Consider the following 10,955-nt stretch of genomic DNA (forward strand, 5'->3'; position numbering starts at 1 on the left):
TAGACTCTAATAACTTAAAAAAGTTTAATCCTGACTTTGAAGATACAAAAAAAAGCTGCTCTCAATTGAAAACAGCTTTGTATATATTAATCGTTAATTTTATATTACAAATCAAACTTTATTCCCTGCGCCAATGGCAATTCAGTGGTATAATTAATTGTATTTGTTTGTCTGCGCATATAAATTTTCCATGCATCAGAACCAGATTCACGTCCGCCACCAGTGTCTTTTTCGCCTCCAAAAGCACCACCTATTTCAGCACCAGAAGTACCAATATTAACATTGGCAATACCACAATCTGAACCTTGTACAGATAAGAAACGTTCTGCTTCACGTAAATTATTCGTCATTATTGCTGAGGATAATCCTTGAGCTACTTCATTTTGAATATCGATTGCGTTTTCAACATCACCTGAATACTTTAATAAATATAAAACTGGTGCAAATGTTTCATGCTGAACAATTTTAAAATCTGGTTTTGCTTCAGCAATTGCTGGTTTTACATAACAGCCACTCTCATAACCTTCTCCTGATAATACACCACCTTCAACAACTAAATTACCACCTTCTTCAACAACTTTTTTTAAAGCTTCGCTGTACATATTTACAGCATCCGTATCAATTAAAGGACCAACATGATTGTTTTCATCTAACGGGTTTCCGATACGAAGTTGCTTGTAGGCATCAACTACAGCCGTCTTTACTTTGTTGTAAATAGATTCATGAATTATTAAACGCCGTGTAGAAGTACAACGTTGCCCAGCGGTACCAACAGCTCCAAAAACAGCCCCAATAACCGTCATTTTTATATCTGCATCAGGTGTTACTATAATGGCATTATTGCCTCCTAACTCCAAAAGTGATTTGCCTAAACGTCCTGCAACTTCTTTGGCTACAATTTTTCCCATTCTAGTCGAACCGGTTGCAGATACTAAAGGAATTCTTGTGTCCTTGGTCATAAACTCACCAACTTTATAATCTCCATTAATTAAGCATGAAATCCCTTCAGGTAAATTATTTTCTGCAAAAACCTCAGCAGCAATGTTTTGACAAGCTATACCGCAGATGGGTGTTTTCTCAGAAGGTTTCCAAACGCATACATCACCACAAATCCATGCTAATGCTGTATTCCAAGACCAAACCGCTACAGGAAAATTAAAAGCCGAAATAACACCAACAATACCAAGTGGATGATATTGCTCGTACATACGATGCCCAGGGCGTTCAGAATGCATAGTTAAACCATGAAGTTGACGAGATAATCCAACTGCAAAATCGCAGATATCAATCATTTCCTGAACTTCTCCTAAACCTTCTTGGTAACTTTTACCCATCTCGTAAGACACTAATTTACCAAGCGCTTCTTTCTTTTCGCGTAGTTTTTCTCCAAATTGACGTACAATTTCACCTCGTTGAGGCGCAGGCATAGTTCTCCAAGTTTTAAAAGCACTACTTGCAGCAGTCATTACCTCCTCATAATCAGCCTTTGTTGTAGTTTTCACCTTTCCTATAAGATGTCCATCAACAGGTGAATAGCTTTCAATAATATCGCCATTAGAAAAATTATTCAACCCCGTAGAAGTCCCTTCATTTATTGTTTTTACACCTAAAATTTCAAGGGCTTTGTCTATACCAAAACTAGTTGCCATTGCACTCATTAATTATTGATTTATTAGTTATGATGAAATTATTTGCGAATATACTAATTAAAAGTGGTTTTTATTGAAATTTATTAACGATAAAATTGTTAACTTTATGCTCGTAAAAACTATAAATTTCGCCATGAAAAATCTTATTTATCTATTTACTCTACTATTGATTTTTGTTTCCTGTAAAAAGGAGGTTTCTGAAGACGCTAAAACAACTCCAATTGAAACAAAAAAAGCTGAATTCTCAATAATAATTCATGGTGGCGCAGGTACCATTTTGAAAAAAAATATGACCCCAGAAAAGGAAGCTGAATATAATAAAGTTTTAGAAGAAGCTATTCGCGTTGGATACGATATTTTAAAAAATGGAGGAACTAGCCTTGATGCTGTTGAAAAAACTATAAATATTATGGAAGACTCACCTTTATTTAATGCTGGTAAAGGCGCAGTGTTTACCCACGAGGGTTACAACGAGCATGATGCCTCTATTATGGACGGAAAAACGTTAAACGCAGGTGCATCAGCAGGGACAAGAACTGTAAAAAATCCAATAAATTTAGCAAGGGCAGTTATGGAAAACTCACCTCACGTGATGCTTTCTGGAAGTGGTGCTGAAGTTTTTGCAACCGAACAAAGTTTAGAAATTGTAGAACCTAGTTACTTTTTTACCGAAAGAAGAATGAAATCTTTAGAGCGCGTAAAAGCTTCAGAAGATAATAAAGTAGCCTCTTTTTATGATGAAGATATTAAAGATTCTAAATACGGAACTGTTGGTTGTGCCGCGCTTGATAAGTTTGGTAATTTAGCTGCAGGAACGTCAACTGGTGGTATGACTAACAAACGTTGGGGACGTATTGGAGATGCACCAATAATTGGCGCTGGCACTTACGCTAACAATAAAACTTGCGCTGTTTCAAGCACAGGTTGGGGCGAATTTTTTATCCGTGGTATGGTAGCTCATGATATTTCTGCACTTATGGAATACAAATCGCTAAGTTTAAAAGAGGCCGCAAACGAAGTTATTCAAAACAAGCTAACCGAACTTGGGGGAACAGGTGGCATTGTTGCCATTGATAAAGATGGAAATATGGTTATGGAGTTTAATACTCCTGGTATGTACCGTGCAACTATGAATGAAAATGGCGAATTATATATTGGCATGTATAAAGACTAATTTGTAACATTTCTATATCTTTAACACTAATAGTTAAACAACCTCAACTACCTCAACTTAATTTACTTTCGAGTTAAAGAACGTAAATGATTAAATTCTTCCGAAAAATACGTTACAACCTTATGGAAACTGGAAAAACATCCAAATACGTTAAATACGCCATTGGCGAAATTATTCTTGTTGTTATTGGTATTCTTATAGCGCTTACTATAAATAATTGGAATGAAACAAGAAAGGCTAATAATAATGAAATTACCTTGCTTCAAAAGCTTCAAGAAGAGAACAGTATTAATCTTGAGTCTCTTATATATGATGTAGATTACAGAAAAAATATGCCCAAAATAATTGAAGATTTTACTTTTTTCCTTGAAAAGGAAAACTTGGAAAAAGAAAACGATAGTTTACCTTATTTTTTTGAGAAAATACTGAGATCTACATCTTACACGTTTACAAATAGCAGCTTGGTTAATTACGTGAAACTCCATAATTCTTCCTATTCAGCTTTTACAAAAGAACTAACTACACTACAAGCCTTCCAAAAAGATTTAGAGTTAATTTCTGAAAAAGCAGTTGATATTAAAATTAAAAACCTGTTTGAAACTTTAGAAAACGACATTGATTTCTATTCATTAGAAATAAAATCATTCAATACTCTAAAATCCTTAAGGTTTAAAAATAGAATTTTTCTAATATCAGGAATAGAACAAGAAATATCATATCATTTTGATAAAACATTAAAACAACAACAAAAGGTAGATTCACTTATTACTAGTCGTTTAAAATACTAAACACCAGTATCCTCAAGTCTCTTCTTCAAAAAAAGCTGGGTAAAATAATAAGTGCCAGAGCTATTCTTTATCACTGCAATACCAATGTGCGTAAAATCACCCTCGATATTTTTTCTATGTCCAGAACTGTTTAACCATGCATCCATAACTTCTTTTGCAGATCGCTGACCATAAGCTACATTTTCGCCAGTTCTAGATGCGTTTTCCTCGTCTATTAGCTCGCGTGATCGTAAGTCAAAATCATCATGACTAATATCGCTTTGCTCTATCATGTACAAGGTGTGTTGGTAAGCTAAATCGTTTGCCAAAGTATTAAAAGACAAGGGGTCTTTACCTACACTTTTCCTGTGTGCGTTTACCAATTGCAGAATTTCTTCAGCTATAGAAATAGCTTCAGACTGTTCTATTTCATCCTCGGAAACATCATCTTTAGAACAAGAAACAGTAAATAACATAAAAGTAATACAAAGCAATAAGGCGTAGTTTTTTAAACAAATAGTTTTCATAATATTAGTAGATTGGGTTCTTGAAATATACGGGTATAAAGTATTTAGAGATGTATAAAATTTAATAAAATACCTTGTTTCTTGATAAACTTGTCGTTTATCGATGCTTTTCTTAAATAATATCGAACGAAACCTTAAGAGTTATTTAACATCTGCAAAAAGACTAAACACTAAATTTTAAACGTAACTTATTTAACGAGATTCTGCCTACGCTTTCGTTTTTTAGTTAATTTGTTCATTTAAAATCATCAATCCATGTCATTAAAAAAGCTTCTCGCCTTCGTTTTAATTTTTACTGTAGCCGCATCCTGCAAAAAAAAAGTTGTAGAAACCGATAATCTTTTCAAATTTAGAGATTATATAAGTTATACCTCTTCTGGAATAACATCTGTAGCAAACCCTATTGAAATTAACTTGGCAAATGAAGTTGAAAGTTGGGTAGCGGGTGAAGGAATAACAAATAACATTGTAAGTATAAAACCGCACGTTGAAGGTAAGTTAACAGTAGTTAATAAACACACATTACTTTTTAAGCCAGATGAAAATTTAGAACCAAACACAGAATATACCGTTACTGTAAAACTAAAGGATATTTTCAAAAATATGCCTGATGGTTTTAAAGATTACACCTTTCAGTTTAAAACCATAACACCTAGTTTTAATATTGAAACAAACCATTTACAGTCCTATAGTAAAAATTGGCAATATCTTGAGGGTGTTATAAAATCTGCTGATGTTATTTCGATTAAAGATGCAAAAACGTTGATTGAAGCATCACAAAATGGCAAAAAACTAGCTTTGGTTTTTAATGAAGAAAATAAATCTTCAAAATACTTCGAATTCAAAATTGATAGTATTAATAGGAAAATTGAAGATGGTAAAATTCTTGTAAAATGGAATGGAAAAACCATAAAGGCAACTAATGAAGGAGAAAACACACTAATAATTCCCGGCATCAATAACTTTACTATTATTGATGTTAATGTTATTCAAACGCCAGAACAATATTTATCAATTAACTTTTCAGACCCACTTAAAAAACAACAAAATTTTGATGGTTTAATAACAATTCAAAACATAAAAAACCCAAAATATGTAGTTAATGGAAATGTTTTAAAAGTTTACCCAGACACTAAACTGGTTGGCAATATTCAAGTAGATGTATTTCAAGGCATCAAAAATACTGAAGGTTATAAATTGAAAAAGCCTTTTTCTGAAACTATCACTTTTGAAGATTTAAAACCTCAAGTAAAACTCATTAGTAATGGCACTATTTTACCAAATTCTGAGCAGCTAAAATTTAATTTTAAAACCGTTAATTTAAGTGCGGTTGATGTTCGTATTATTAAAATATTTGAAGATAATGCACTTCAATTTCTACAAGATAATAACCTAAATAGTAACAATAAATACAACATCAAAAAAGTTGGTCGTCGTGTTGCAAAGCAAACTATTCAGCTTCAAACAGCTTCAGAAAATACTGGAAAATGGAAAGCATACAGTATCGATTTATCCAATTTTTTTAAAGCTGATGCAGGTTCTATTTATAGGGTTGAATTAAGTTTTAACAAACGTTATTCGTTATACGATTGTGAAGCTAACACAAGTATTTCCAGTTCTGAAAATGATGATTATGACGATTATTACGAGGAAGACTATTATGAAGATGATTATGCTGAAATAGATAGTGAAGATGAAGAATTGCGAGAGGAAGCGTATTGGGACAACAAAGCATACCGTTATAAAAACTATGTTTATAATTGGCGTGAGGAACAAAACCCATGTCATGATGCCTACTATAATGAAAGTAAAATTGTGTCTCAAAGCTTACTAGCCTCAAACCTGGGTGTTATTGCAAAACAAGGTACTAATAACTCCTATTATTTTGCGGTTACTAATATTTTAAACACCAATCCGGAGGCTGGTGCAAAGGTTTCTATCTACAATTACCAGCAACAAGAAATAGCTAGTAAAAAAACTGATAACCAGGGTTTAACTTTAATTGATTCAGATAAAAATGCGGCGTTTGCTATTGTCTCAAAAGGAAAAAACACAACTTATGTAAAACTTAATGACGCAAATTCCTTATCGTTAAGTAAGTTTGATGTTTCTGGAAATAGATTACAACGCGGACTAAAAGGTTACATTTATGGCGAACGTGGTGTTTGGCGACCGGGTGACACATTGCACTTAACCTTTATGCTAAACGACAAAGCAAACCCACTTCCTAAAAAACATCCTGTTAAACTTGAAATTACAGACCCGAATGGTAAACTAATTCATAAAAATATTACATCAGATAATCTTAATCACTTTTACAAATTTACGGTACCTACATCTACTGAAGATAAAACAGGACATTATAATGCAAAAGTTTCTGTTGGTGGTGCAACCTTCCATAAAAGTTTAAAAATTGAAACCGTTAAACCAAATCGATTAAAAATTAAGGTTGATTTTGAAAATGAAATTCTTTCAAAGAATGAACCATTAAAAGGTAATTTAGATGTAAAATGGCTACATGGTGCACCCGGAAAAAACCTAAAAGCAGAAATTAAAGCAAAATTTAGCAATGCTTACACCAGTTTTAAAAACTATAAAAACTACACGTTTAATGATCCCACAAGGAAATTCAATGTCAAAGAAATTAATGTTTTTGAAGGTCATGTAAACGAAAAAGGGATAGCTTCAATAAATAAAAAATTGAATATTGGCAAAAATGCACCGGGTATGCTGAATGTGCAATTTTTAGTCCGAGCTTTTGAAAACGGCGGCGATTTCTCGATGGATGCGTTTACCAAAAAATACGCACCATATAAATCATTTGTTGGTTTGAAATCTCCAAAAGGAAATGCTTACGGCTCCTTTTTTACAGATGAAAATCAAATCTTTGATGTGGTAGTGGTTGATGAAAACGGCAAACCACTAAAACGAAATAATCTTGAAGTGAAAATCTATAAAGTTGAATGGCGTTGGTGGTGGAACTCTTCTTATGATGATTTGGCAAGTTATGTGTCCAGTAATTATCATAGACCATATTTAACTTCAAAAATAAATACAGACACCAACGGAAAAGCGACCTTCAATATTAAAATTCCTGATAATGATCGTGGGCGATATCTTATTAGAGTTATCGATCCTGTAAGTGGTCACGCCACAGGAAGAACCGCATACTTCTATAAAAATTGGTGGCAAAAAGCACCATCATCTGATAAAGAGGCTGCAAAAATGTTAGTGTTTTCAGCAGATAAACAAAACTATAATGTGGGTGAGACTGCTAAAGTAACATTTGCTTCAGGAAGCGAAGGTCGGGCTTTGGTTAGCATAGAAAACGGCACTGAGGTTTTAGAGTACAAATGGGTAAAAACAACAAAAGGCGAAACGGTTGTTGATGTTCCAATTACCAAAGAAATGGCACCAAATGTATTTGTAAATATTTCGCTTTTACAACCACACGCCATTACCGCCAATGATTTGCCAATTCGTTTATATGGCGTAATTCCTATTATGGTTGAAAACCCAAATACTAAACTTGACCCACAATTACAGATGCCTGATAAACTAAAACCAGAACAAACATTTGAGGTAAAAATATCTGAAAAAAACCGCAAAGCCATGACTTACACAATTGCTATGGTTGAAGAAGGATTATTAGATTTAACACGTTTTAAAACACCAAACGCTTGGAATGAATTTTATAAACGTCAAGCTCTGGGTGTAAAAACTTGGGATATTTTTGATGATGTTATTGGCGCATATTCTGGAAGTATAGACCAAGTATTTGCTATTGGTGGTGATGGTAGTGCCGCAGGTGGTAAAAACAAAAAAGCAAATCGTTTTAAACCTGTGGTAACCTATTTAGGTCCGTTTAAATTGGATGCTGGAAATACCAAAACACACAAAATTAAACTACCAAATTATATTGGTTCTGTGCGTACAATGGTAGTTGCAGGAAACAACACTAATGAAGCTTATGGAAGTACAGATAAAACCGTTGAAGTTAAAAAACCACTTATGGTTTTAGCAACGCTTCCGCGGAAGTTAAGCCCAGGTGAGAAAGTAACCTTGCCTGTTACTGTTTTTGCTATGGAACCTAAAGTGAAAAACGTCAATATAAGTTTAAAACTAAGCAATGGTATGTCTATAATTGGAGAGAAATCAAAAGCTTTGAGTTTTGCTAGACCTGATGAACAAATGGCGTATTTTAAATTGGACGTAAGTAAAGCAAAAGGCATAAATACTGTTGAAGTTATTGCTACCGGAAACGGTGAAAAATCAACTTACAAAGTAGAATTAGATGTTGTAAACACCAACCCAATCACCTCAAAAGCTTTAGATAAAACTTTGGCAGCAAATACCACTGAAACTTTAGAGTTCTCAACTTTTGGAGTTTCTGGCACTAATTCAGCAATGGTAGAGTTTTCAACTTTACCTCCAATGGATTTCACAAAACGATTAGAGTATTTAATTCGTTACCCTCATGGTTGTGTGGAGCAAACCACTTCAAGTGTGTTTCCGCAATTATTTCTTAATGATATTTTTGACTTAACTTTTGAGAAAAAGAAGCAGATTCAAATAAATATTCAAAACGGCATCAAACGTTTGGGGCATTTCCAAAGATCGCACGGAGGTCTTACTTATTGGATTGGAGAATCTAGTGCTAACGATTGGGGTACCAGTTATGCGGGCCATTTTATGATTGAAGCAGAAAAGAAAGGCTATGCATTACCGCTAACTTTTAAAAGTAATTGGTTGATGTATCAAAAACAAGCTGCTAGAAATTGGCGACCAAGTTACAGACGTTATAATTCTGATTTAGCGCAGGCATACCGCTTGTACACATTAGCTTTAGCCGGAAGTCCAGATTTAGCAAGTATGAATCGCCTAAGGGAATTCTCTGAAATTTCGAATGAAGCCAAATGGCGATTAGCCGCAGCCTATGCTTTAGCGGGACAAAAAGAGGCAAGCGATAAGATTTCGCAATCAGCCAATATTAATTTTGAACCTGTACGCCATAATTATTACACCTATGGTTCCGCAGATAGAAATAGAGCAATGGCACTTGAAACTATGGTACTAACTAAAAATTCTAAAACTCGAGAATTAGCAGAAACCATTGCTAAAGATTTATCGAGTAATCGATGGATGAGTACACAAACCACAGCTTACAGTTTATTGGCTATGGCAAAAATGATTAATGCTAATGGAGGAAAAGCTTTGAATGTAAATTATACCATTAACGGAAAAACAGAGACTATTGATACTAAAAATGCCATTGCGCAACGTAAATTAAATGTTATTGATGGAACTAATAATTTAAAATTTGCAAATACTAAAAACAATGTAGTTTATGTAAGAGTGTTAAATTCTGGAAAACTACCTCTTGGGCAAGAATTAGTGGAGCAACGCGGATTAAGTGTCTCTGTACAATACAAAGATTTAAAAGGGAACAAGATTAATATTTCTGAGCTCATACAAGGACAAGATATAGTAGCAACGGTTAGTGTTAGTAATTTAAAAACCGTAGCAGTAAATGATGTGGCATTAACACAAATTTTTCCATCTGGTTGGGAAATTGTAAATACACGTTTTACAGCTTTTGGGAGTAATACATCAGGAGCTTCTGCACGACATACAGACATTAGAGACGACCGTGTAAACTTCTATTTTGATTTACCTAAAAAAGGAAAAACCAGCAGTACTAAAACCTTTAATGTGATGCTAAATGCATCTTATTTAGGTACCTATTATTTACCTGGCGTTCAAGCAGAAGCCATGTATGATAACGAATTTTTAGTGCGAACTAAAGGGAAATGGGTTACGGTTGAAAAGTAATAGATTTTTTGACTTGTGGTAATTTGGTAAGTTCTTGAATTTGTAAAAAATTTCAACTAACTTCGTTTAACATTAGATATAAAACATTAAAACGATTTCATATCATGTCGTTGTTCTTCATTATTTCTCACTCTTACGGAATTAAATAATTATACTAACTTTCGGAAAAGAACTAACCAATGATAAAATTCTTTAGAAAAATTAGACAAAACTTGCTTATGGAAAACAAAACTGGCAAGTATTTTAAATATGCAATCGGAGAAATAATTCTTGTCGTTATTGGAATTTTAATTGCGCTTCAAATCAATAATTGGAATGAAAACAGAAAAATTGAGCAAAGTGGAAAAGAGTACATAAAAGAAATATACAAAGATTTAAAAATTGAGATATCAAATATTGATGAAATACTTAATAGTTTAAGTGACCAATATAATGGAACAGAATATGTGCTAAACGTTTTTGAATCTAAAAACAAAGTAGTTAAAGACACTATACTCTTTACTAAAAACCATTGGGCTCCTTCTAGATTATTTATTATCGAGAGAGACTTAAACACCTTTGATAAATTAAAGAGTTCTGGTCAAAGCAGTTTACTTAAAAATGATTCACTTTCTAACTTATTAGACAAGTTTTATAAAAATTTTGATATACGTATTTCAAACTTTAAAGAATATCCTTTACAAATTAGAATGGATTTAAGACGAGCTGCATTTCCGATTGGAAATATGAATGACTTTAAATATGAAATGGAAAACTCTAAATTATCATCAGCATTTATTAAAGAGTTTTTAAATAATGAAGTTATATATAAGTATTTACTATCAATTCTAAAGACTTGTCGTTATAACACCAATTTTTTTAAGGAACTTAAAAATGAGGCTTTACATTTAATAAATCTTATGGAAGTTGAATATCCAAGACTAATAAATAAATAATTAAAGAAAGCACAACAAAGAACTGAGGTAAAAAACAAGTAAAAATTATTATTTTATTACCAATGTACTTC

General features: G+C 33.0%; 6 protein-coding genes. 4 read left to right on the forward strand and 2 right to left on the reverse strand.

Features of this window, described 5'->3' with window-relative positions:
- Nucleotides 1-104: 104 nt before the first annotated feature.
- Nucleotides 105-1,658, reverse strand: coding sequence for an L-piperidine-6-carboxylate dehydrogenase (gene amaB, locus ABD939_RS12355; protein ID WP_345169062.1), 1,554 nt, complete (start codon nt 1,656-1,658; stop codon nt 105-107).
- A 124-nt stretch (nt 1,659-1,782) separates the two neighbouring features.
- On the opposite strand from amaB, the gene ABD939_RS12360 reads away from it, so the two are divergent.
- Together ABD939_RS12360 and ABD939_RS12365 are read left to right on the forward strand one after the other, a co-directional pair.
- Nucleotides 1,783-2,823 carry an isoaspartyl peptidase/L-asparaginase family protein gene (locus ABD939_RS12360; protein ID WP_345169064.1) on the forward strand — a complete coding sequence of 347 codons (1,041 nt, stop codon included), beginning with the start codon at nt 1,783-1,785 and terminating at the stop codon, nt 2,821-2,823.
- Nucleotides 2,824-2,909: 86 nt separating this feature from the next.
- Nucleotides 2,910-3,611 (forward strand): DUF6090 family protein, encoded by a 702-nt coding sequence (locus ABD939_RS12365; RefSeq protein WP_345169066.1) that lies wholly within the window; start codon nt 2,910-2,912, stop codon nt 3,609-3,611.
- Here the strand turns inward: ABD939_RS12365 and ABD939_RS12370 are convergent.
- The gene (locus ABD939_RS12370; RefSeq protein ID WP_345169068.1) at nt 3,608-4,117 is read right to left on the reverse strand and encodes a CAP domain-containing protein; all 510 of its coding nucleotides are present in this window, start codon (nt 4,115-4,117) and stop codon (nt 3,608-3,610) included. The genes ABD939_RS12365 and ABD939_RS12370 overlap by 4 nt on opposite strands.
- 255 nt (nt 4,118-4,372) lie before the next feature.
- Here ABD939_RS12370 and ABD939_RS12375 point away from each other — a divergent pair, with 255 nt between their 5' ends.
- Nucleotides 4,373-9,949 (forward strand): alpha-2-macroglobulin family protein, encoded by a 5,577-nt coding sequence (locus ABD939_RS12375; RefSeq protein ID WP_345169070.1) that lies wholly within the window; start codon nt 4,373-4,375, stop codon nt 9,947-9,949.
- A gap of 218 nt (nt 9,950-10,167) precedes the next feature.
- On the forward strand, nt 10,168-10,884 hold the full coding sequence (locus ABD939_RS12380) for a DUF6090 family protein (protein ID WP_345169073.1): 717 nt from the start codon (nt 10,168-10,170) through the stop codon (nt 10,882-10,884).
- Nucleotides 10,885-10,955 lie beyond the last annotated feature (71 nt).

The sequence above is a fragment of the Algibacter aquimarinus genome (genome assembly GCF_039543265.1).
Taxonomy (GTDB): domain Bacteria; phylum Bacteroidota; class Bacteroidia; order Flavobacteriales; family Flavobacteriaceae; genus Algibacter_B; species Algibacter_B aquimarinus.

Excerpts from the sequence above, each read along its gene's own strand:
- ABD939_RS12375 (WP_345169070.1), top strand. The coding sequence starts at position 4,373 with ATGTCATTAAAAAAGCTTCTCGCCTTCGTTTTAATTTTTACTGTAGCC.
- ABD939_RS12370 (WP_345169068.1), bottom strand. The coding sequence starts at position 4,117 with ATGAAAACTATTTGTTTAAAAAACTACGCCTTATTGCTTTGTATTACT.
- amaB (WP_345169062.1), bottom strand. The coding sequence starts at position 1,658 with ATGAGTGCAATGGCAACTAGTTTTGGTATAGACAAAGCCCTTGAAATT.
- ABD939_RS12365 (WP_345169066.1), top strand. The coding sequence starts at position 2,910 with ATGATTAAATTCTTCCGAAAAATACGTTACAACCTTATGGAAACTGGA.
- ABD939_RS12360 (WP_345169064.1), top strand. The coding sequence starts at position 1,783 with ATGAAAAATCTTATTTATCTATTTACTCTACTATTGATTTTTGTTTCC.
- ABD939_RS12380 (WP_345169073.1), top strand. The coding sequence starts at position 10,168 with ATGGAAAACAAAACTGGCAAGTATTTTAAATATGCAATCGGAGAAATA.